Origin of the sequence: Bosea sp. PAMC 26642 (assembly GCF_001562255.1) — a bacterium.
Classification (GTDB): domain Bacteria; phylum Pseudomonadota; class Alphaproteobacteria; order Rhizobiales; family Beijerinckiaceae; genus Allobosea.
The window spans coordinates 5,022,788-5,044,667 of sequence record NZ_CP014301.1 but is presented as its reverse complement, the minus strand read 5'-3'; the positions used below and the strand labels follow the sequence as shown (position 1 = coordinate 5,044,667).

Genomic DNA, 21,880 nt, shown 5'->3' with positions numbered 1-21,880 from the left:
CGAAAGTTAGTAAGCCGATGCCCGTCGCCACGATCGGACGCTACCAGATCAACTATATCGACGAGGGAGAGGGGCCGCCCGTCGTGCTGATCCACGGCCTCGCTGGCGACCTTTCCGCTTGGGCCGCACAGGTCGCCAGCCTTCGCCAGCGCCATCGTGTCATCGCGTTCGACAACCGTGGGGCGGGACGCAGTACACAGGTCGATGAGCCGATCTCAACGACCGATCTTGCCCATGACACGATCGGGTTGATGGAGCATCTCGGTATCGCGCAGGCCCATATCGTCGGCCGCTCGATGGGCGGGGCTGTCGCCCAGATCATCGCTCTGGAGCGGCCGGATCTCGTCGCGTCGCTGGTGCTGTGCGCCTCATTTGCGAAGCTCGACCCGCTTGGCATGCGCGTCCTGACCAACATGCGCCAGGTCCTCGAGTGGCGAGGCAACTGGGGCGACCATGCCCGGCATTCGATCCAGAACTTCGTCGGCTTTGCCTTCTATAACCGCGAGCCGGCCCAGATTGCTCGAATCGAGGCGCTTATCGGAGGGGAGACGCGATTGCCGGCCTGCTACATCCGCCAGAACCATGCCTGTCTCGAACACGACACGATGGATCGTCTGTCGGAGATCAACTGCCCGACCCTGATCATGGCCGGCGGCAACGATCCGATCTGCTCGCCGACCTGCACGGAGTGGATGTCGCGGGGGATCCCCGGTGCGAAGACCGTCATGTTCGACGGCTGCAGCCACTTTTTCCTGATGGAGGAACCGCAGCGGTTCATGTCCACTTTGGACGCGTGGCTTGCGAGTCATGCGAATGCGCAGCCTTGACTGTGCTGCCCTGCTGCCGGTCGCGGGGAGGTCGGGCTGGGGCCAGCCCTGTTTGAGGGGTCACACCATCACGCCAGATAGTGCCCTTGCTCGTCGTGGCCCATAATGCGGTCTTTCAAACAATAAGATCATGAACAGCGAGACGCGCATGTCGCGTCGGGTTCCGACTTGTCGAGGCCCCCACCCGAAACACGTTCACGAGCCGGCGATCTGGAGGGACGGCAAAGCGTTCGACAAGTGCGCGGTTGCTCAGGGGCCAACAGCCAGCACCGAGATTGGACAGGCGGCCAATCCGGTCATCTCCATCGCCAGCCAAGCTCTTTAGAACGCCCTCCCCGTTTCCAGCGCATTGAATAGTTCCTAGATTTGAGGACGCCTTCTTCCCTAATTTTGAGGCAAGGAGGCCATGATGGGGCCCGGTCATTTCAGCGACGATTTCAAGCGTGACGCCGTCGCACAGATCACTGAGCGGGGCTACCCCGTTTCAGAGGTGTCCAAGCGGCTCGGCGTGAGCCAGGCGTGGGGAAGCGCGTTCATCGCGTGCAGATGCAGCCGCATCTTGATGTCCTGGTTGTGATTGCCGAAGCCGCGGCCGAAAATGTTGACGCCGCCGGGCCTGCCCTCCTTTTCGTGGATGCCGATGCGCACCTTGATCGAGTGGTGCCGGTCGAGGTCGAGCTCCGCAGGCGTGACATCGCTGAGTCTGCGCTCGCCGAGGAACGTGCCTTCGGCCGTGATGCGCCAGATCGTCAGGATGCCGTATTGCGACCCTTCCAGCTTCCACCAGTGCGGTGTGTAGGCGCCGCGGCGGTCTCCATAATCGCCGGGGCATGTCCAGGTTCCGATCTTGCGCTCGTTGACCCACAGACTGATGTCCGAGGGCCAGTCGGAATTGGTCCCCGGCACCTCCGACGACATCTCCATCTCGAACTCGAGCGTCTCGACCTTTCGGTTCAGGACCTTCGCATTGTTGGGGAACTTGTATTCGACATAGCCGCGACCGAACCAGATCAGCGCCGCCTGCACGCGGCGCGGATCAAGAAACAGTTCCGGCACGTCGAGCACGCCGAGAATGCGCTCAGTCGAGCATAGGCCGCATGGGGCGGAGACGTCCGAATTCGTATAGAGCCCGAGCGGCATCTCGACCTCGACGACGTTGTTCTCGCGGCTCGGATCGTCAGGGTCGAGATTGACGACGATCTCGGTGTAGCGCGCGGCGCAGACCTTCTGCTGACCCTTGGTGGCCTTGCCGAGCGAGGTCGAGATCAGCTCGGCCTCCTCCAGCACCTGGACGTTGGTCACGATCGTCGATTGCGGCAATCCGAGTATCTCCGCGATCTGATTGATGTTCTTCGGGCCCTGCCGGTTGAGCAGCCTCAGGATGCGAAGCCTGACCGGAGAGGCCAAGCCGCGCAGCACCTGATATTGCCGGTCGGCGTTGACGACGAGGAAGCCCAGGTCACGCGGCTTGACCGCCCCTGATGTATCGCGGCGATTGCCGCGGGGGCCGCGCTGGAGTCGTGGCAGGCTCTCGTCCATCGTCACGGGCTTCTGTCAGCTGTCCAGCCTGATCACATTCCACGAAGCGGGCTGCAAGGCCAGCGTGATGCTGTCGGGCTTCGTCGAGACCTTCTTCAATGTGGCTGGTTTGACCTTGAGCGGCTGCTCCTTGCTGTTGACCGCCTTCAGGTCGGCGTGGCGCAGTTCAGTCGCTTCCGCGACCTTGAGCTTGCCGAAGCCGCGCGCATCGATGGTCACCTCGACGCTCTGTTCGAGGTCGCGATTGAGCAGGAAGAGCGAGACTCCCTTGTCGTCGCAGACCACGGACACTTTCAGATACGGCGCGTCGATCGGATAGAAGAGATCCTGCTTGCCCCTGGGATCGAAATAGGAGGCGGCGTAGCTTTCGGATTTGACGATCGCCTTGAGCACGGTCCCGCGCCCGAGCCGGCTCATCTGCGCGAAGGGCCAGAAGATGGTCTGGCGCCAGGCCGGGCCACCGGTTTCGGTCATGATCGGCGCGATGACGTTGACGAGCTGTGCGAGGCAGGCGCTCTTCACGCGATCGGCGTGATTGAGAAGCGAAATGCAGGCGCCGCCAAAGACCAGCGCGTCCTCCATGGAGTAGATTTCCTCAAGGATCGGCGGCGCCACCGGCCACCCTTCCTTGACGCGGTCGGCCCGCACGCGCCGCGTCCGGTACCACACGTTCCATTCGTCGAAGCTCAGCATGATGCGCTTGTCGGAGCGTCGCCGCGCCGCTACCGCGTCCGATATCGCGACGACCTCCTCGATGAACTGGTCCATCAGGTCGGGGCTGGCGAGGAAGGCCTTCGTATCGCTGGCATAGTTGTTAAAGTAGGTGTGCAGCGAGATGAATTCGACCTGGTCGAATGTGTGCTCGAGCACCTCGTCTTCCCAGCGGCCATAGGTCGGCATGTTGCGCCCGGAGGAGCCGCAGGCGGCGAGCTCGATCGACGGATCGATCCAGCGCATCATCTTTGCGGCCTCATGCGCGACGCGGCCGTATTCCGTCGCGGTCTTGTGCTCCATCTGCCAGGGCCCGTCGACCTCGTTGCCGAGGCACCAGAACTTGATGTCGTGCGGCTTCTTCCAGCCATGCTTGATGCGAAGATCCGACCAGGCCGTGCCGCCGGGATGGTTGCAGTATTCGACGAGGTTGCGCGCCGCGTCGCCGCCGCGCGTGCCGAGATTGACGGCGAGCATGGGCTCGATTTTCGCCGCCCGGCACCAGTCCACGAACTCGTTGGTGCCGAAGCTGTTGGGCTCGGTGGTGAACCAGGCGAGGTCGAGGCGCGCCGGCCGGTCCTTGATTGGGCCGACGCCGTCCTCCCAGTTGTAGCCGGAGACGAAATTGCCGCCCGGATAGCGCATGATCGTCGGGCCGAGTTCCTTGACGAGTTCGAGCACGTCCTTCCGGAAGCCGCGCTTGTCGGCGGTGGGGTGGCCGGGCTCGTAGATGCCGCCATAGACGCAGCGGCCCAGATGCTCGACGAAGGCGCCGAAGAGCCGCGGATCGGTGTCGCCGATGGCGAAGGCGCGGTCGAACGTGATGCTGGCTTGTCTCATGACGTGGCTCCGGGGGTTTTAACCGCTTTGCGTGAATGGGTGGCTCGGAAGGCTCCGGCGCTGTCGGGCGTAAGCACGGCGTCGCGGAGTTGGCGGGAATAGGGATGCGTGGGTGCCGAGAGCACGGCGCGAGCCGGTCCCTGCTCGACCACGACGCCCTCCTGCATGATGATCAGCCGGTCGCTAATGTAGTAGGCGGTGGCGAGATCGTGGGTGATGTATACGATCGACAGCCCGAGCTCGTCGCGCAGCCGGCCGAACAGGTTGACGATCGACATGCGCAGCGATGCGTCGATCATCGAGACAGGCTCGTCGGCGACGATCAACCTGGGCTTTGCGACGAGCGCGCGGGCGATGGCGACGCGCTGCAGCTGGCCGCCGGAGAGTTCGTGCGGAAACCGGCCCTTTATTTCCGGGAGCGACAGTCCGACCTGCCGTAGCGCCTCATCGACCGGTCCCTCGACTGCGCTTGTGCCGGTCGCGCCGCCGAAGCGCTCGGCCGTCATGAACAGATAGCGGTCGAGCCGTTTCAGCGGATTGAACGCCTCGAACGGGTTCTGGAAGATCGGCTGGACCTCGGCCATGAAGGCGCGCCGCTCATAGGTCGCAACGTCGCGTCCCCCGAGCCTGACCTGGCCGGAGCTGGGCGCGTGGATGCCGAGGATCATCCGCGCCAGGGTCGACTTCCCCGAGCCCGACTCGCCGATCACGGTGAAGATCTCGGGCTTATCCGCATCGAGGGCGAAGCTCACCTCCTTCACAGCCTCTACGCGCCGCGTCGAGAACAATCCGCCGCGCGAGAAGCTCTTGCTGACCCGGTCGAGTTCGAGCAGCGCGCTCATGCCGCCGCCCCTTCGTTAACGGCGTGGCAGGCGACCCGGTGGCCGGGAAGGGTCTCGATCATGGCAGGCGCGGTGGTTACACAGATCGGCATCGCCAGCGGACAGCGCGGATGGAAGCGGCAGCCGGGCGGAGGCGCCGCCAGATTGGGCGGGGTCCCTTCGAGGCCCTCGCGTTGCTGCGTGTCGCCGATACGCGGCAGGCTCGCGATCAGGTGCCGCGTATAGGGATGCAGCGGCCGCGAAAAGATCTCGGGCGTCTCGCCGTCCTCGACCAGCCGCCCCGCATACATGATGCCGAGCCGGTCGGTCAGGGCGGCATGGACGCCCATGTCGTGGGTGATGAACAGTACGCTCGAGCCCATCTCGCACTGGATCGTGCGGATCATCGCCAGCACGTCTTTCTGCACCACCACGTCGAGGGCCGTGGTCGGTTCATCGGCAATGATGAAATCCGGCCTGCAGATCGTCGCGAGCGCGATCACCACGCGCTGGCGCATACCGCCGGAAAGCTCGTGCGGATAGGCGTCGAGCACAGACGGATCGAGCTTGACGCGCTCCAGATGCGCTACGACCCGTGAGTCGAATTCGGCCTTGCTGCCGCCGAGATGGCGCCAGGCGAAGTCGCGAAAACTGTACCTGACCCGCCTGAGCGGATTCAGCACGTTCATCGAGCCCTGCATGATGTAGGAGAGGTGGCGCCAGCGGATGGCGCGCACCACGTCCGGTGGCGCCCGGCCGATCGCGTCCCAATCCGGCAGGAAGGAAAAGCGGGCCGAACCACCGACCATTTCGAGTGGCGGCTTCAGCAGCCCCGCGATCGTCTTGACCAGGGTCGTCTTGCCGGAGCTGGACTCGCCCGCAAGACCGTAGATCTCGTTGCGGTTGACCTCGAAGGTGACGCCGTCCACCGCCCTGACCTCGCGGTTGACGCCGAAATAATGGGTACGGAAATGCGCCTGGAGGTCACGGACCTGCAGCACCGGCACCGCATTGCCCGCATCGCTCATCGGCTGCCTCCCATTCGGGCGAGGCGGCTGCGCGGGTCGATATACTCGTTCATCGAGACAGCGAGCAGGAACAGGCCGATGAAGGTCATCGCCACCAGCGCCACCGGAAAGGCGATCCACCACCAGATGCCGGCCACGAGAGCGGTATGCTGGTTGGCCCAGTAGATCATCCCGCCGATCGTCGGTGTGTTGATGTCTGTGAAGCCCAGCACGGCGAGCGTGACCTCGATGCCGATCGACCAATTCATGTTGTTCATCGTGGTGGAGAACACGATCGGCAGCACATAGGGCAGGTGTTCGCGCGCCAGAATCTCGTGCGTCTTCATTCCCGAGAAGATGCTCGTCTGCGTGAACTCGCGCGTCTTCAGACTGAGCGCGATGGAGCGGATCAGCCGCGCGTCATAGGCCCAGCCGAGGCAGGCCATGATGGTGGCTAGCAGCGGCGTCGACATCGTGTCGCGCAGCACGAAATAGAACAGGATGAGGATGGGGAAGAGCGGGATGATGATGAAGGTGTCGTTGATCGACATCAGCACGCGGTCGATCCAGCCGCCGCTGTAGCCGGCAAGCAGGCCGACGACGATCGCGATCACCCGCGACAGCACGGCGACCATGATGCCGAAGCCCAGGGTGTTGCGGATCGCGAGGGTGAGCTGCCAGAAGACGTCCTGCCCGCGCGAGGTCGTGCCCAGCCAGTAGGTGACTGAGGGCGGCATGTCGGGCGGCACGACGAAGACGTCGCCCGCCGGATAAGGCGAGACGAAGGAGAGCCCGGCCATCACCAGCACGATGGCGACGAGCGCGAGCCCGATGCGGAATTCGAGGTTGTAACGGAGGAGGTCGCGCAGGATCGCCAGCATCAGCGCAGCTCCACGCGCGGGTCGATCAGCGGGTAGAGCAGGTCGATGACGAGGACGCCGACCGAGACGGCGATGATCGAGACGGTGGTGACGCCGAGCACCAGCCCGTAGTCGCCGGCATAGACAGCATCGACCAGCAGCGTGCCGACCCCGGGATAGCCGAAGACCTTCTCGGTGATCACGGCTCCGTTGAAGATGCCGCCGAGCGACATGGCGAGCCCGGTGACCTGCGGCGCCAGCGCATTGCGCATCACGTAGGAGCCGAGCACCCTGCGGCTGTCGAGCCCGGCGGTCTCGGCATAGACGACATAATCCTCGGTCACGATGTTGGAGACCAGCGAACGCATGCCGAGGAACCAGCTGCCGAGCCCGATCAGGATGAGCGACAGCGCCGGCAGGATGGAATGCAGGACCACGCTCGAGATGAAGGCCCAGTTCCAGCCCTGCTGCAGGTTCATCGCCGACCCGCCGGTGATCGGCAGCACCGGCCAAAGGAAGCCGAAGACGATGAGCAGCAGCAGCGCGACGATGTAGTAAGGGATCGGATGGACGCCCATGGCGACGACGCCCATCAGTTTCAGCGTGCGGTTGCGCTGGTAATAGCCGGCGAGCCCACCGAGCAGGTTGCCCAGCACCCAGGTGATGAGCGTCGAGACGATTAGCAGCCCGGCCGTCCAGGGCAGCGCCCGGCCGATCAGCGCCGAGACCGGCGTGGGGAAGGCGGAAAGAGAGGGGCCGAAATCGCCGCGCACGACCCGGCTCCAGAAGGTAAGGTATTGCTCGGCCAGCGTGCCTTTGAGCCCGTAGAGCTCCTGCAGCGAGGAGCGCATCGCCGCGATCGCCTCCGGCGCGGTGCTGCCGAAGGAGGTCACGACCGCGATCGACTGCTCGACCGGGTCGATCGGCGAGGCATGGGTGATCACGAAGGCCAGGTTGACCCCGATGAAAACCACCATGACGAACTGGGCCAGACGTTTCGCGAGATAGGCAGGGTAAGCGCTCATGCGATCCCGAAAGCTCCACCGGTCCGTGCGACGCGGGGCGTCACCGGCTGGCGATTGTCTTGGGAAGAAGGCGGGCCGCCCGGCGAGGCGGCCCGGGTTCCTTAATTGGCCGGCTTCAGGCGCACGAACATGTAGCGCGAGTTGCCCCAGTTCGTGACCGGATTGGCGTAAGGGTCTTCCGCGGTCGGGTAGCCCTTCCAGTAGGTCTGATCCATCGCGGTGAAGACGTTGTAGGCCATCAGCGGGATGATCGGCATTTCGCGGGTCATCAGCTTGACGTAGTCGCGGCCGAGCTCGACGCCCTTGGGATCGTCGAAGTCGATCTTGCGGATATCCTCGATGATCTTATCGATCTCGGGATGGGTCCAGCGCTGCCAGTTGCGCAAGGGCTGCGGCTTGCCGGGCTCGGCGACGAACTGGGAATGCCAGCTGTCCATGAAATAGGACAGGTCCTGGTGCCCGCCCCAGGTCTCGACGCTCCAGCCGATGAAGGCATCGAAATCGCCGGCCGCGCGCCGCGTCAGCAGCGTGCCCTGCGCGACGTCGATGCGCGCATCGATGCCGGCCTGCTTCCATTGCTGCACGATCATGGTGCCGGCCCGCGTCATCACCGGCCGGAGGTCGCCCTCGACCATGAGCCTGACCACGAAGGGCTTGCCGTCGGGCGTCAGCCATTGGTTGCCCTGCTTGCGGAAACCGGCGCGCGTCAACAGTTCGCCCGCCGCCGCGACATTGGTCTTCCACCAGCCGAGGCCGAAGGAATTGGCGATCACTGCCGGATCGGAGGGAATCTGGTCGCCCATGGAGGGACGCAGCATGTCGGCGATCTGCTTGCCGACCGTCGGATCATAGGGCTTGACCTTGCTCTTGCCGGTATCGATCTCGAAATCCTTGAGCCAGGCCTCCATCGGCTTGTGATAAGCCTCGGGATGAATGCCGGTCGGCGGCACGGCGATCGCCGAGATGGTCGCGGCACCGCGATAGGCCGCCATCGTCACCGCCTTGACGTCGATCATCAGCGCCAGCGCCCAGCGGACGTCGCGGTTCTTCAGGTGCTCGTTTTGGGTATTGAAGATCACCGCCGGCAGGGTCGGATCCGGGTGGCCGTAGGGGAAGCCCTTGAACCAGGCGCGGGTGCCCTTGTCCTGCTTTGCCAGCGTGAACATGCCCTCGGGTGCGATGTCGTGAATGACGTCGAGCTCATGATTGAGCTGCGCGATGACGCGCTTGTCCGGCGGACCCGGGTCGATATAGGCGAGATATTTCGGTCCCGGCTTGCCATACCGGCCGAGCGAGCTGCGCTGCCAGTCCTCGCGCAACTGCCAGATGTACCATTTCCCGTCAGGATCGAAGGAGTGCAGCGTATAGGCGCCGAGCGAGACCGGCTTGTTGAAGTCGAACTTCGCGGGATCCTCGACCTTGTCGAAGACATGCTTGGGCAGGATCCAGATCGCCCCCCAGCGCACGGTGAAGTTGGTGTGGAAGCGCGAATTGGGCTTCTTCAGCTTGAAGATGACCGTCTCGGCATCAGGCGCTTCGACGGAGGCGACGTTGTTCGCTAGCACCGCCGAGAAGCGCATGCTCCCCGCCTTGACCTGGATGTCGACGGTCGCCTTGACGTCCGCGGAGGTGAATTCGACGCCGTCGCTCCAGAACAGGCCGCGCCGCAGCTTGACCCGCATCTCGGTGAAGTCGGCGTTGTAGACCGGCTTCTCGGCAGCCAGGGAATTGTCCCAGGCGCCGTCGAGCCCCTTTTCGGGGTCGATGTACCAGAGGGTATCGAGCGCCGCCTGCTGCAGCCCGTTCGACTGGCTGCCGGCGTTGATCGCCCAGATGTTAAACCAGGCTGCGTTCTTGATCGTCCCTTCCGGATTCTCGAGAATCAGGAGTTCCTTGCGGGGAATGTTCTGCGGAATGCCCTGGGCCGCCGCCGGCGTCGGCAAGAACGGTATTGCGGGCGCAAGCAGCGCGGCCGTTAGCAGCCAGGCGCGTAGGCGCGTCATCGTCACCTCCCTGAAGACGGGGCGTTGTTCGCCCTTCGATGACACGAGCTTAGGCGGTGCCTAAAAGGGGGGCAACGATGGATGTGGTCCATATCAGAAGGTTAGATATGAATGGCATAAATCATTGAAAAATTTAGATATTACAAATCGTATTTTAGGACCTCGCCACATCCGGCAGTGCCGCTCGTCGCGCCACCGAGATTGCTCTCGGACTAATACTTCGGCGATCCGGCGAGACCGCGAACGATATTCTGGGTTCTGGCCGTCCTGGCGCGCCAAGATCGGGAGGAAGGTCAGGTCGGCGACGCTCCGGTTGAAGAATCCATTCTCGTCCATGCTATGTGGTGCAGAATCGGTAGATGGAGACGGGCCAGTATCGCTCGCTTGGCTCCAGCCGAGGCGAAGCGAAGTCGGGACGATTGCGTGCGTTCGGGCATAGTTGCGGCTCAAGACAGAAGTGGCCTGCCCCGATTGAGTGGTCCGATTTCAATCAAATGCATGGTCGGCTTTGCGGTCATGCCTGACGATGGGTTTGACGGCGGCATGCCGGCCCCGGAGGCCTGAAATCGAAAGCTAGCTGCCGCGGCGGCTCCATCATCACCCCGGCGTAACCGCCCCAACCTTTCGCCAGCATGCTTGTGAGTATGGAGTTGTTGCTGTGTGCCATGCCGGGCTAACAGCCGGCGGTGACGATGGTTCCCACTGTCCGTATCGCGCAGACCCGAGTCTGTTATCGGCGGCACCAAAGAGCCCAAGCGATCAAATGCCTTCCAGGAGTCTGGTTTCGGCGGCGGCTGTTGGGAAGGTGTCGTTTTCGGATATGCAGGGCACGTCTGCTTTCGGAAAGAGAACCGGCGTCTGGCTTTGGCGCGTCTCGGAATGCCGCCCAGCGGCACTGCAAGCTTCTTGCGGAGGTTTCCGCCTGTCTCCCGCGCGTTCTCTATTCCTGCAATCTGATTGAAATCTCTCTGGCGATATCAGCGAGATAGCTGCATTCAGCGGCAGACTCATTGTCCCACCACATTGCGCAGAGATTGTGGGACGGGATCGGCGGCTTCGTCTCCAGCACGCGCAAGGAGAGATCGTCGCCAGAGACCCTGATCATCTCGCGCGGGATCAAGGCCGCGCCGGTGCCGGCGTTGGCGAGCCTTGCGATCACCGTCAGCGGGTTGCAGGTGTTCATCCGATGGGGTTTGAGCCCCTTGGTGCCGAACCACATCTGGATCGTCGTAAATAGGCCCGAGGGCGAGCTGTTGGTGAAGATTGGCAGGTCAACCAGATTTTCCGGCGTGGCGACGTCGCCCTCGAAGGGCAGGTCCTTGCCCACGACCCAGACGAGGTCGATCAGCCAGAGGGGCACGATCGTGATTCCAGCGTGGGCCCTGGGCTGCGACAGGAAGGCGATATCGATCGAGCGGTCGAGCAGAAGCTGTTCCAGCCGCGTGCTGAAATCCACGGTGACGTCGACTTGGAGGGCTGCATGCCGTGCAGCCAGCGCCGCCAGCAGATCGGGCAGGATCAGCGCCGCAAAAGAGTCGGCGGCGCCGATGCGCAGGAGACCGCGCCCCGGAAGCGCGTCCTTCGAGCGGCGCTGAACCTGTTCGGCATGGGCGAGCATCCGCTCGACATCGGCATAGATCGCGCTGCCCAGCGTCGTCGGCACCGGCCGATACAAGGCGCGGTCGAACAACTCCGCTCCCAGAATTCGCTCCAGCTCCTTGACGCGCAAGCTGACGGTTGGCTGAGCGAGATTGAGATGGGTTGCTGCGGCCCGGAACCCTCCGAGCCGGGCCACCCAATAGAAAGCCTCAGCCTGACCGAAAGTGTAGCGCATGGGCAAAGACGATAGCGGTCGGCTATCGAGGCGCCAAGAGTTCTTATTTTCATTCGGCTTCGCGCAGGTGTTACGCTTCTCCCTGTTCAGCGCCACGCCAGACGTTCCGCGCGGTCGAGGTTCGCCACATAAAAGGGGATGTTCGATGGTCAATCTGCCGACGGATCGCCGACAATTTCTGACAGCGGGCGCCGGTGGCGCGCTGGCCGCGATGCTGCCGACCAGCTTGCTTTACGCTCAACCGAACGCGGGCAAGACGCTGACGATCGTCCTCCCGAGCAATCCGATCACGATCGACCCGATCAACCAGCTCAATCATGACGCGATGGTGCTGGGCCAGACCGTCTTCGAGAACCTTGTCGAATTCGATGTCGACGGCGTACTGAAGCCGCAGCTCGCCAAGGACCTGCCGACGATCTCGGCCGACAAGAAGACCTACACCTTCGAACTGCGCGACGACGTCACCTTCCACAACGGCAAGAAGATGACCGCCGAGGACGTGAAATACTCGTTCGACTATCTGCTCGACGCCAACAACAAGGCGCTGCGCCGGCCGCTTTTCACCAAGATCGCCAAGGTGACGGTGCTGGATCCGCTGAAGGTCCAGGTCGATTTGTCCGAGCCTTATGGCCAGTGGCTGTACTTCCTGACCAAATATATGGGTATCTTCCCAGCCGGCTCGCGCAAGGAACATGGCGACGACTATTTCAAGTCGAAGCCCGCGGGCATGGGCACCGGCTTCGGCATGTTCGAGGAGTGGAAGCCCAACGACTCGATCAGCTTCAAGAAGAACCCGAATTACTGGCGCAAGGGCCTGCCCGCCTGGGACCGGCTCGTCGTCAAGATGATCCCGGAGGACGCGACGCGCGTCGCCTATCTGCTGACCAACCAAGTCGACATCATCAGCGCGCCGCCAGCGCGCGAATTCAACCGCCTCAAGACGATGCCAGGCATCACCGGCGCCTCGCGCCCGACGCTGGGCGGCGCGCTGCTGATGTTCACCAACAACCTCAAGCCGCCGCTGGATGATCTCAACTTTCGCAAGGCGTTGTCCTGCGCCATCGACCGCAAGACAATCGGCGACAAAGTCTATTACGGCCTGCTCGATCCGGCCGCCGTGCTCGCCCCGCCGCGCGGTTGGTGGTTCAACGCCGAGGCCGAGAAGGAGCTCGGCTTCGATCTCGACCGTGCCAAGGAGTTCCTGGCGAAGTCGAAATATCCGACCGGCGCGGAAATCGACATCTCGATCCAAGCCGAGCCCTATCTGCTCGACACCAAGGATGCGGCGATCTTCCTGCAGGCCCAGCTCGCCAAGATCGGCGTCAAGATCAACCTGAAGGTCTACGAGTTCTCGGTGCTGATCCAGCAGATCGCGCGCGGCGAGCACCAGATGGCGATGCAGGTCTTCATGTCGCCGGGTGAGGCGACCTACATCATCGCCAACACGGTGATGCCAGGGCAGTTCCTCTCCAAGAGCACGGGCTATGATAACCCCGAGCTCAATGCGCTGATGGCCGCCTCCTTCCTCGAGACCGAAGAGGCCAAGCTAAAGGACCTCTACGGCAAGATGCAGGCGATCCTGGCCCGCGACGCGCCCATCGGCGTTCTCGGCTTCGTCCACGCCTCCAATCTCTGGAGACAGGGCGTCCAGGATTTCAAGGTCAACCAGGCGCTGACGATGAGCGTCGGCGAGGTGAAGGTCTAAGGCACGCCGCCCACCCCGGAACCATCACACATGCTTCGCCTCGTCGCCGGCCGGATCGTCTCGTCCTTCGGCACCCTTCTCTTCGTCGGCTTCGCGTTGTTTGCGCTGACGCGCGCTGGTCCGGGTTCGCCGGCCCGGATCGTGCTCGGGGCGGACGCGACCGCTGAGCAGCTGGCGCAGTTCGAGCAAGCCAACGGGCTCGACCGGCCTTTCCTGGCGCAGTATGGTGCCTGGCTCTCCGACATCCTGCGCGGCGATTTCGGGAAATCATTCGTCACCGGACGCGATGTCGGCACCGAGATCGTCAACGCCCTGCCGGTGACGCTGTCGATCGTGCTCTTCGCCTTCGCCATCGCGGTGGTCTTTGGGATCAGCATCGGCGTCGCGGCCGCCTTGCGCCCCGGCGGCGTGTTCGATCGCGTGTCGCGGCTTTTGTCGGTGGTCGGCCTGTCGGTGCCGGCCTTCTGGCTCGGCATCGTGCTGATCCGCTTCATCGCGGTCGATATGCGTTGGCTGCCGCCCGGAGGCTATGCGCCGCTCTCGGCCGGGCTGTCGGCGCATCTGCAGACGATCCTGATGCCGTCGGTCTCGCTCGCAGTGTACTACATCGCCGTGCTGGCGCGGATGACACAGGCCAGCCTGCAGGACACGCTGCGCGGCGACTATGTCCGTACCGCCCGGGCAATGGGGCTGTCCTCGCCGCGGGTCGTGGCCTACGCGCTGATCAATGCGCTGCCGCCGGTGATCAACCTCGCCGCATTGTCTTTCGGCTATATGTTCGGCTGGGCGCTGATCATCGAGCAGGTCTTCAACGTGCCGGGCCTGTCGCGCGCTTTGCTGAATGCGATCTCGCAGCGCGACTTCCTTCTGCTACAGGGCATCGTCTTCCTCTTCACCGTGATCTTCGTGTTGGCGAATCTCGCTGCTGATCTCGTCAACCGCGTGCTCGATCCGCGCCAAAGGGTCGCCGCATGAGGGGCCTCGCATCCACGCTGCGGATGATCGACTGGACCGGCTGGCTCGGCGGCGCGATCGTTCTCGTCATGGTCGCCGCCGCGATCTTCGCCCCGCTGATCGCGCCCTACGACCCCGTCGCACTCAGCATAGAGGACAGGCTGCTGGCGCCGGACATGGCGCATTGGCTCGGCACGGACCAAGCCGGCCGCGACGTGCTCAGCCGGGTCATCTTCGGCGCGCGGGCGTCGCTCGCGGTCGGCATCGGCGCCGTGGTCATCGGGGCGCTGATCGGCGTCTCGGCGGGGCTCTTCGCAGCCTATAAGGGTGGGCTCGGCGACCAACTGGTGATGCGCATCGTCGACGGCGTGGCCTCGATTCCCCTGCTGGTCTGGGCAATCGCGATTGTCGGCATCCTCGGCGTCGGGCCGGTGCGCGTCGGGCCGCTGCTTCTGCCGAACGAGATCAAGATCGTGCTCTTGGTCGGCGTGCTGTTCTCGCCGGTCTTCGCCCGGGTGACCTATGCGGTGGCGAGCCGCGTCGTCGGGGCCGACTATGTCCAGGGGCGCTATCTCCAGGGTGCGACACATTGGGACATCGTCACCGGCGACGTCCTGCCCAACTGCCTGTCGCCGATCATCGTTCAGGGCACGCTCCTGGTCGCGATCGGCATCGTCGTCGAGGCCTCCGTCTCCTTCGTCGGATTGGGGGTGCAGCCGCCACAGGCGAGCTGGGGTTCGATGCTGTCAGATGCGCGCAGTGCGATCTATTCCGGGGAATGGTGGCTGCCGGTGTTTCCCGGGCTGGCGATCTCGATCACCGTGATCGGCTTCAATCTGCTCGGCGACGCGGTGCGCGAGCTGTTCGATCCGCGCAGCGAAGCCAGGACACTTGTCGCATGAGTGTCGCTGGTCGCATGAGTGCGCCTCTGCTCGGCATTGAGGGTCTGCGCGTCGGCTTTCGCAGCGCGGATGGCGGTGTGGTCGAAGCGGTACGCGGCGTCGATTTCTCGGTGGCGGCCGGCGAGGCCGTCGGCGTCGTCGGCGAATCCGGCTCCGGCAAAAGCCTTAGCATGCTCGCGGTGATGCGGCTGCTCGGCTCGCCGGCGCGCACGACCGGCGGGCGCGTGATGTTCGACGGGCAGGATCTGCTGGGCCTCGACGAGGCCCCCATGCGGGCCATTCGCGGCCGCGACATCGCCATGGTGTTCCAGGACCCGCAAAGCTCGCTGAACCCGGCGCTGACCATCGGCCGGCAGATCACCGACGTCGTGCGGGCGCATCGACGCGTCTCCGGCACGGAGGCCCGGCTGATCGCGGCGGAATCGCTGGAGCGCGTCGGCATCCGCGAGGCTGGAAAGCGGCTCGACGCCTATCCGCACGAGTTCTCCGGCGGAATGCGCCAACGCGCTTTGATCGCCATGGCGATCGCCTGCCGCCCGCGCCTGCTGATCGCTGACGAGCCGACGACGGCGCTCGATGTCACCGTGCAGGCCCAGATCGTCGACCTGATCGCGGAGCTGCGACGCGATCTTGGCATTGCCGTGATCTTCATTTCGCACAACCTTCAGCTCGTCGCCGAGATCGTCGACCGTGTCGTGGTGATGTATGGCGGCAAGGTCGTCGAGGACGGACCCGTCGAGGCGATCGAGCGCGAGCCACGCCATCCCTATACCGGCCTGCTGCAGGCGTGCGTGCCGAGCCTGACCGGGCCTGTCGGTCCGCTGGTGTCGATCGAGGGCGCGCCGCCGCGTCTCGGCCGCATGCCGCAGGGCTGCCCGTTCTCGCCGCGCTGCCCGCATGTCGTCGAGGCCTGCGTCGAGGAAATGCCGCCGCTGGAGCGCGAGGCCGAGCGCCGCTTCGCCTGCTGGAGGCCGCAATGACCGTCCCGATCCTGTCGCTGCGCGGCATCACCAAATCCTATGGGCAGGGCACGGCCTTCGACCGCCTGCTGGGCCGCGACACGCGCTTCGTGGCGCTCGCCGGCATCTCGCTGGAGATCGTGCGCGGCGACGTCGTCGGCATCGTCGGCGAAAGCGGCTCGGGCAAGTCGACATTGGCGAACATCGCGACAGGGCTGACCAGGCCGACCTCGGGCGAGGTTCTGCTCGACGGCGAGCCGCTTTCAAACCTGATGCGCGACCATGGCGGGCCGTGGCGGCGGCGCATCCAGATGGCGTTCCAGGATTCGAGCAGCGCGCTCAACCCACGCAAGACAGTGAGCAGGTGCCTGACCGAGACGCTGGCGCTGCGCGGCGTGGCGAAGCCTGAGCGCGAATCCGAGGCATTCGCGATGCTGGCGCTGGTCGGTCTCGGCGCTGAACTGGCGCCACGGTTGCCGCATGAACTCTCCGGCGGACAGCGGCAGCGCGTCGGACTGGCGCGGGCACTGGCGATGAAGCCCGACATTCTGATCGCCGACGAGCCGGTCTCCTCGCTCGACGTCTCGCTGCAGGCGCAGGTGATCAATCTGCTGAGCCGGCTGACGCGCGACCTCGGCCTGACGCTGCTCTTCATCAGCCATGATCTGGCGCTGGTGCGCACGCTCTGTTCACGGATCATCGTGATGCGCAAGGGCGAGATCGTCGAGCAGGGACCGTGCCTCGACGTGCTCGATGCGCCATCCCACCCCTACACGCAGCTCCTGATCGCCGCTGTGCCGAAAGGCATCAAGGGGCGTCGCGGCCAGGCGGCCGCCACCCTTCCCAGCCCGCTGCGCGAGAGCGCCGGCTGATCTCTCCTCCGACCTCACGAGACCAAGACCATGGCGCAGCATAGCTACAGGATCGGCATCGATATCGGCGGTACGTTTACCGATATCGTGATTGCCCGCGACGACGGGCTGATCGAAACCCGGAAGGTGCCCTCGACACCCGACGACTATAGCCGCGGCATCGCCGAGGCACTGAGCCGGCTCGTCGCGGACTATGAAACCACGCCAGACCGCATCACCGGCATCGTTCACGCCACCACTGTCGCGACCAATGCGATCCTGGAATACAAGGGCGCCCGCACGGGGCTTTTGACCACCGAGGGCTTCCGAGACGTGCTCGAAATGCGCCGCCTGCGCATCCCCGTGCTCTACGACCTGCAATACGACAAGCCCAAGCCGCTGGCGCCCCGGTATCTGCGGCTGGAAGCGCGCGAGCGGCTCGGACCCGACGGTTCGGTGCGCCTCGCACTGAACGAGGGTGATGTTCGGCGCGCGGCCGCGCAGTTTCGCGAGCAGAAGGTCGAGGCGGTCGCAATCAGCTTCATGCACGCCTATGCCAACCCCGACCACGAGATCGCAGCCGAGGCGATCCTGCGCGCGGAGCTTGGCGAGGAGGTCTATATCTGCCGGGGCTCGGAGATCCTGCCCGAGATCCGCGAATATGAGCGCACTTCGACCGTCGTCGTAAACGCCTATATCGGGCCGGTGGTGCGCAATTACGCCGCCGCGCTGACGACGCGGCTGGCCTCGATCGGCGTCACCTGTCCCGTCGAGATGATGCATTCGGGCGGCGGCATCATGCGGCTGGGTTCAGCGGTGAAGCGCGCGGCCTCGCTGGTGGAATCCGGGCCTGCGGCCGGCGTGATCGCTTGCGCGCGGCTGGTGTCGGGCGGTAATGAGCCCAGCATCATCTCCTTCGACATGGGCGGCACCACCGCCAAGGCCGCGCTGATCGAGGATGGCGAGCCAGCCCGCACCACCGAATACGAGGTCGGGGCCGGCATCAACCTCTCCAGCAAGCTGGTCAAGGGCGGCGGCTATCCGATCAAGATGCCGTTCATCGATGTCTCGGAGATCGGCGCCGGCGGCGGCAGCATCGTTGCGATCGACAAGATGAATCAGGTGTCGGTCGGCCCCCAAAGCGCCGGTGCCTATCCCGGCCCGGTCTGTTACGGGCTCGGCGGCAAGCAGGCGACGCTGACCGACGCCTTCCTGACGCTCGGCTACATCAACGATGTGGCGCTGGCCGGCGGCACCTTTCCCTTGCAGGCCGATGCAGGACGCGCGGCGCTGAACGACCAGGTCGCGCGCCCGCTCGGGCTCGACCTAACAACGACGGCGCGCGGCGTGCTGACGCTCGCCGTCACCACGATGACGCGGGCGGTGAAGGCCGTCTCGACCTATCGCGGCCGCGATCCGCGCCATTCGACGCTGGTCGCCTTCGGCGGCAACGGGCCGGTCGTGGCCGCCGAAGTCGCCAAGGCGCTCGGGATCAGGCGCGTGGTGATTCCGCGGGCCGCCGGCGTCTTCAGCGCACTCGGATTGCTCCGCTCGGATGTCGAGCAGGAGTTCGTGCGCCCCTCGCGCCGCAGGGCCGGCGAACTCGACGACGCCGGTCTGGCCCGGCTCTACGCCGAACTGACCGAGGATGCCCGTCGGGTGCTGGTGCTGGAAGGCTACGAGCTTTCGCGCGCCGAATTCCGGTTCGCGGCCGATCTGCGCTATGTCGGGCAGGCCTATGAGCTGACAGTGCCGGCGCGGCGCCTCGCCTTCGATGAGCTGGCCGAACTGTTCCATCAGGAGCATGAGCGGACCTATGGCCACCGCTCGCAGAAGGATCAGGTCCATCTCGTCAATGCGCGGCTGACGGCGCGGCTGCCGCTGGTGGCGCCGCCGCAGAGGTTCGGCGCGGCACCGCCGCAGCGCCGGGTCGACCGGCCCGTGTCCTTTGAAGAGCGGGGCGCGGCCACGGTCGCTGTGATCGGCCGGGCCGATCTCGACGCACTCCCCCGGCACGGGCCCTTCGTCATCGAGGAATATGACTGCACCTGCGTCATCGGGCCGGGCCAGACTGCCCGCCTCGACGATGCCGGCAATATCGACATCGCGCTGGAGGCCGCATGATGACTGACGCGATCGACCCGATCACGCTTGAGGTGATCCGCAACGCGCTCGCCTCGACCGCCGACGAGATGGCGCTAATCGTGATGCGCAGCGCCTATTCGCCTGTGGTGCGCGACATCATGGATTATTCAACGGCGCTCTGCGACGCGCAGGGCCGCGTGATCGCGCAGGGGCTGACCCTGCCGATCCAGCTCTGCTCCTTTCCGCGCGTGATGCAGTTCGTGAAACAGCGATATGGCGCGACCCTGAAGCAGGGCGACGTGCTGATCGCCAACGATCCCTATGGCTCCGGCGGCCAGCATCTGCCTGACATCTACATCCTGAAGCCGATCTTCGTGGAGGAGCGTCTTGTCGGCTTTGCCGCTACGGTCGCCCACCACACCGATATCGGCGGCATCGTGCCGGGCAGCGTCGCGATCTACGCCACCGAAATCCAGCAGGAAGGCCTGCGCCTGCCGCTGCTCAAGCTCTATGAGGCCGGCGAGCCGGTCGATGCGGTCTTCCGTATCATCGAGGCAAATACACGCGCGCCGGTCGAGGTTCTCGGCGACATCCGCGCCCAGATCGCCGCCTGCAACGTGGCGGAGGAAGGGCTACGCTCGCTGATCGCGCGCTACGGCGCGTCCCTGCTCGACCGCTATATCGACGCGCTGCACGATCATGCCGAGGCGATGATGCGCGACGTGATCCGCGCCCTGCCTAACGGCGTTTACAAGGCGACCGACTATATCGACGGCGTTGGCGAGCATCCCGAGCCGCTGGCCATCGTCGCGACCGTGACGGTCGCGGACGACACGATCGATATTGACTTCGCCGGCACGGCCGGTCAGGTCGCGGCGTCGATCAACTGCCCGATCTCGCTGCCGGAATCGGCCGCCTTCTGCGCGATACGCTGCCTGTCGCAGCAGGACATCCCCAACTGCGAGGGCTATCTGCGCCCGATCACGGTGCGTGCGCCCGAAGGCTGCCTGGTCAATCCGCGTTATCCGGCAGCATGCGGCGCGCGCGGCGTCGTCGGCTACCGGGTGTTCGATGCGATCATGCAGGCGCTGGCGCAGATCGTGCCGGAACGTGCGATCGGCGGCTCGGAGGGCGGCCCCTATCTGCTGGCCGGCGGCGGCATCGATGAGGGCAAGCCCTTCGTGCTCAACGAGATGGTGGTCGGCACCTGGGGCGCCCGGGCCGGCAAGGACGGCATCGAGGGCATTTCCAACCCCGCTGCCAATCTTTCGAACCAGCCGATCGAGATGGTCGAGACCGACATGCCGGTCGAGGTGCTGCGCTACGGGCTCGTGCCGGATTCCGGTGGCGCGGGCGAGTTTCGTGGGGGGCTCGCCTTCGTTCGCGAGTTCCGCTTCCTGGCCGACGCGCGCTTCACGCTGCGCGGCGACAGGCGCGACCACCCGCCCTTCGGCATCGAGGGCGGCGGCACGGGCGCGCCCTCGGCGCATCTGTTCATCAGGACGGATGGCACGCAGCAGCATCTGCCGACGATGCCGATGGAGAGCTTCAACGCCAAACGCGGCGACATCTTCCGCCTGACCGGGGCCGGCGGCGGCGGCTATGGCGACGCGCTCAGGCGCGAACCCTGGCGCGTCGCCGACGATCTACTGGAGGGCAAGGTCACGATCGCGGGCGCCAGGCGCGACTATGGCGTGGTCTTCGCCGCCGATGGCGCGAGCGTCGATCAGGCGGCCACCCTGCGGGCACGCGCCGAGCTGATGGAACAGCGCTCATGAGCTTCGCACCGTTCGGAGCGGCAGCGCTCAACCAGCCGCTCATCGACCAGCCCGGCAGCCGGTCGCGTCTGGAGACGCCTGCGGCTGTGCTGGATCTCGACATTTTCGAGCGCAACGTCGCGACGCTCGCCGACACCTGCAAAAGCGTCGGCATCGCTTTCCGGCCGCATGCCAAATCGCACAAATGCGCCGAGATCGCGCGGCGGCAGATGGCGGCGGGCGCCTCGGGCATCTGCTGCGCCAAGCCGGGTGAATTGCTGGCCCTGTTCGAGGGCGGGGCCAATGATCTGATGCTGAGCGCGCCGATCGCGAGCGCTGCCAAGATCGACGCGCTCGCGAAAGCGGCGGCGAGGGGCGCGCGCATCGGCGTCGTGGTCGACCGGCTCGATCTGGTGGCGGCCTATGCCGAGGCGGCCGCACGCCACGGCACGCGCTTCGACGTCTTCGTCGATCTCGACACCGGCCTGACGCGCAGCGGCGTCGCCAACGGACAGGAGGCGGTCGCGCTCGCACGCGCCGTCGCGGAGCAGCCCAGCCTGCGCTATGTCGGCGTGCAGGCCTATCAGGGCCGCGTCCAGCATATCAATGATTTCGCCGCGCGCCGGTCAGCCAATGACGAGGCGAACCGGATCCTAGCCGCGATGCTGGATGTGCTGAAACAGGCCGATCTGGCACCCGGCATCGTCTCGGGCGGGGGCACCGGCAGCCATCTCCTCGACGGACAGGCGCGGGTTCTGACCGAGGTGCAGCCAGGCTCCTATGTCTTCATGGACGAGGCCTACAACCCCGTCGACATTTACGGGGCCGGCCGACCGGAATTCGGGCCGGCGCTACGCGTTGCGGTGACGGTGGTCGGCCATAGCTCGGCCGGTTTCGCGATCACCGACGGCGGCAGCAAAAGCTTCGCACTGGATGGCCCGCCGCCGCGCGTCTTCCGGGGCGGCGAGTTGGTCGGACGGACCGAATGGTGCGGCGACGAATTCGGGCGCATCCTTCCCGAGCCGGGCCAGTCGGTCATGCCGATCGGGGCGGTCGTCGAATGCACGGTCCCGCATTGCGACCCGACCATCAACCTGCATGATTTCCTGCATGTAGTGTCGGGCGACAGACTGGTCGAGCTCTGGCGGGTCGACGGGCGCGGGCGGGCGGATTGAGCGAAACCGAGCAGATTATTTTGGA

17 protein-coding genes and 1 pseudogene are annotated in these 21,880 nt (G+C 65.1%); 10 read left to right on the top strand and 8 right to left on the bottom strand.

What is annotated here, in order from left to right:
- Positions 1-17 precede the first annotated feature (17 nt).
- Together AXW83_RS24065 and AXW83_RS27370 are read left to right on the top strand one after the other, a co-directional pair.
- The gene (locus AXW83_RS24065) at positions 18-827 is read left to right on the top strand and encodes an alpha/beta fold hydrolase (RefSeq protein WP_066618428.1); all 810 of its coding nucleotides are present in this window, start codon (positions 18-20) and stop codon (positions 825-827) included.
- A 409-nt stretch (positions 828-1,236) separates the two neighbouring features.
- Positions 1,237-1,344: pseudogene (locus AXW83_RS27370) on the top strand (transposase); the annotation flags it as partial.
- Here the strand turns inward: AXW83_RS27370 and AXW83_RS24060 are convergent.
- The 8 genes from AXW83_RS24060 to AXW83_RS24025 all read right to left on the bottom strand — a co-directional run bounded on the left by AXW83_RS24060 (position 1,302) and on the right by AXW83_RS24025 (position 11,428).
- Entirely contained in the window at positions 1,302-2,366 is a 1,065-nt protein-coding gene (locus tag AXW83_RS24060) for an ArsR/SmtB family transcription factor (RefSeq protein ID WP_082767375.1), read from the bottom strand. The pseudogene AXW83_RS27370 and the gene AXW83_RS24060 sit on opposite strands and share 43 nt — an antisense overlap.
- Positions 2,367-2,381: 15 nt before the next feature.
- Entirely contained in the window at positions 2,382-3,917 is a 1,536-nt protein-coding gene (gene arfA / locus AXW83_RS24055) for an arabinosylfuranosidase ArfA (RefSeq protein WP_066618427.1), read from the bottom strand.
- The gene (locus AXW83_RS24050) at positions 3,914-4,759 is read right to left on the bottom strand and encodes an ABC transporter ATP-binding protein (protein WP_066618425.1); all 846 of its coding nucleotides are present in this window, start codon (positions 4,757-4,759) and stop codon (positions 3,914-3,916) included. The genes arfA and AXW83_RS24050 overlap by 4 nt, the downstream gene beginning before the upstream one ends.
- Positions 4,756-5,766: an ABC transporter ATP-binding protein gene (locus AXW83_RS24045; RefSeq protein ID WP_066618423.1), complete on the bottom strand. Its 1,011-nt coding sequence runs from the start codon at positions 5,764-5,766 to the stop codon at positions 4,756-4,758. The genes AXW83_RS24050 and AXW83_RS24045 overlap by 4 nt, the downstream gene beginning before the upstream one ends.
- Entirely contained in the window at positions 5,763-6,626 is an 864-nt protein-coding gene (locus AXW83_RS24040; RefSeq protein WP_066618421.1) for an ABC transporter permease, read from the bottom strand. Before AXW83_RS24040 ends, AXW83_RS24045 begins: the two co-directional genes overlap by 4 nt.
- Positions 6,626-7,630 (bottom strand): ABC transporter permease, encoded by a 1,005-nt coding sequence (locus AXW83_RS24035; RefSeq protein WP_066618418.1) that lies wholly within the window; start codon positions 7,628-7,630, stop codon positions 6,626-6,628. The genes AXW83_RS24040 and AXW83_RS24035 overlap by 1 nt, the downstream gene beginning before the upstream one ends.
- A 101-nt stretch (positions 7,631-7,731) precedes the next feature.
- Positions 7,732-9,633: an ABC transporter substrate-binding protein gene (locus AXW83_RS24030; protein WP_066618415.1), complete on the bottom strand. Its 1,902-nt coding sequence runs from the start codon at positions 9,631-9,633 to the stop codon at positions 7,732-7,734.
- Positions 9,634-10,573: 940 nt separating this feature from the next.
- Entirely contained in the window at positions 10,574-11,428 is an 855-nt protein-coding gene (locus tag AXW83_RS24025) for a LysR family transcriptional regulator (protein WP_168166152.1), read from the bottom strand.
- Positions 11,429-11,612: 184 nt separating this feature from the next.
- Between AXW83_RS24025 and AXW83_RS24020 the strand changes: the two genes are divergently transcribed.
- From AXW83_RS24020 to AXW83_RS23985, 8 genes are read left to right on the top strand one after another with little or no spacing between them, the layout of a single operon-like run.
- A complete protein-coding gene (locus AXW83_RS24020; RefSeq protein ID WP_066618410.1) occupies positions 11,613-13,172 on the top strand; it encodes an ABC transporter substrate-binding protein in 1,560 nt (519 codons plus the stop codon).
- Between the two features lie 30 nt (positions 13,173-13,202).
- Complete coding sequence (locus AXW83_RS24015) at positions 13,203-14,147, top strand: ABC transporter permease (protein ID WP_066618407.1); 945 nt, start codon at positions 13,203-13,205, stop codon at positions 14,145-14,147.
- Entirely contained in the window at positions 14,144-15,028 is an 885-nt protein-coding gene (locus AXW83_RS24010) for an ABC transporter permease (RefSeq protein WP_082767373.1), read from the top strand. Before AXW83_RS24015 ends, AXW83_RS24010 begins: the two co-directional genes overlap by 4 nt.
- Entirely contained in the window at positions 15,025-16,008 is a 984-nt protein-coding gene (locus AXW83_RS24005) for an ABC transporter ATP-binding protein (RefSeq protein WP_210179626.1), read from the top strand. The genes AXW83_RS24010 and AXW83_RS24005 overlap by 4 nt, the downstream gene beginning before the upstream one ends.
- Positions 16,005-16,859, top strand: a complete 855-nt coding sequence (locus tag AXW83_RS24000) for an ABC transporter ATP-binding protein (RefSeq protein WP_066618399.1) — start codon at positions 16,005-16,007, stop codon at positions 16,857-16,859. The genes AXW83_RS24005 and AXW83_RS24000 overlap by 4 nt, the downstream gene beginning before the upstream one ends.
- Before the next feature lie 30 nt (positions 16,860-16,889).
- Positions 16,890-18,962: a hydantoinase/oxoprolinase family protein gene (locus tag AXW83_RS23995; RefSeq protein ID WP_066618397.1), complete on the top strand. Its 2,073-nt coding sequence runs from the start codon at positions 16,890-16,892 to the stop codon at positions 18,960-18,962.
- Positions 18,959-20,701: a hydantoinase B/oxoprolinase family protein gene (locus AXW83_RS23990; RefSeq protein WP_082767372.1), complete on the top strand. Its 1,743-nt coding sequence runs from the start codon at positions 18,959-18,961 to the stop codon at positions 20,699-20,701. The genes AXW83_RS23995 and AXW83_RS23990 overlap by 4 nt, the downstream gene beginning before the upstream one ends.
- Positions 20,698-21,855 (top strand): DSD1 family PLP-dependent enzyme, encoded by a 1,158-nt coding sequence (locus AXW83_RS23985; protein WP_066618394.1) that lies wholly within the window; start codon positions 20,698-20,700, stop codon positions 21,853-21,855. Before AXW83_RS23990 ends, AXW83_RS23985 begins: the two co-directional genes overlap by 4 nt.
- Positions 21,856-21,880 lie beyond the last annotated feature (25 nt).

What these genes read in the sequence shown, in the direction of transcription:
- AXW83_RS23995 (WP_066618397.1), top strand. Translation starts at nt 16,890, where the DNA reads ATGGCGCAGCATAGCTACAGGATCGGCATCGATATCGGCGGTACGTTT.
- AXW83_RS24015 (WP_066618407.1), top strand. Translation starts at nt 13,203, where the DNA reads ATGCTTCGCCTCGTCGCCGGCCGGATCGTCTCGTCCTTCGGCACCCTT.
- AXW83_RS24020 (WP_066618410.1), top strand. Translation starts at nt 11,613, where the DNA reads ATGGTCAATCTGCCGACGGATCGCCGACAATTTCTGACAGCGGGCGCC.
- AXW83_RS24005 (WP_210179626.1), top strand. Translation starts at nt 15,025, where the DNA reads ATGAGTGTCGCTGGTCGCATGAGTGCGCCTCTGCTCGGCATTGAGGGT.
- AXW83_RS23985 (WP_066618394.1), top strand. Translation starts at nt 20,698, where the DNA reads ATGAGCTTCGCACCGTTCGGAGCGGCAGCGCTCAACCAGCCGCTCATC.
- AXW83_RS24035 (WP_066618418.1), bottom strand. Translation starts at nt 7,630, where the DNA reads ATGAGCGCTTACCCTGCCTATCTCGCGAAACGTCTGGCCCAGTTCGTC.
- AXW83_RS24010 (WP_082767373.1), top strand. Translation starts at nt 14,144, where the DNA reads ATGAGGGGCCTCGCATCCACGCTGCGGATGATCGACTGGACCGGCTGG.
- AXW83_RS24045 (WP_066618423.1), bottom strand. Translation starts at nt 5,766, where the DNA reads ATGAGCGATGCGGGCAATGCGGTGCCGGTGCTGCAGGTCCGTGACCTC.
- arfA (WP_066618427.1), bottom strand. Translation starts at nt 3,917, where the DNA reads ATGAGACAAGCCAGCATCACGTTCGACCGCGCCTTCGCCATCGGCGAC.
- AXW83_RS24030 (WP_066618415.1), bottom strand. Translation starts at nt 9,633, where the DNA reads ATGACGCGCCTACGCGCCTGGCTGCTAACGGCCGCGCTGCTTGCGCCC.
- AXW83_RS24065 (WP_066618428.1), top strand. Translation starts at nt 18, where the DNA reads ATGCCCGTCGCCACGATCGGACGCTACCAGATCAACTATATCGACGAG.
- AXW83_RS24000 (WP_066618399.1), top strand. Translation starts at nt 16,005, where the DNA reads ATGACCGTCCCGATCCTGTCGCTGCGCGGCATCACCAAATCCTATGGG.
- AXW83_RS23990 (WP_082767372.1), top strand. Translation starts at nt 18,959, where the DNA reads ATGATGACTGACGCGATCGACCCGATCACGCTTGAGGTGATCCGCAAC.
- AXW83_RS24040 (WP_066618421.1), bottom strand. Translation starts at nt 6,626, where the DNA reads ATGCTGGCGATCCTGCGCGACCTCCTCCGTTACAACCTCGAATTCCGC.
- AXW83_RS24060 (WP_082767375.1), bottom strand. Translation starts at nt 2,366, where the DNA reads ATGGACGAGAGCCTGCCACGACTCCAGCGCGGCCCCCGCGGCAATCGC.
- AXW83_RS24050 (WP_066618425.1), bottom strand. Translation starts at nt 4,759, where the DNA reads ATGAGCGCGCTGCTCGAACTCGACCGGGTCAGCAAGAGCTTCTCGCGC.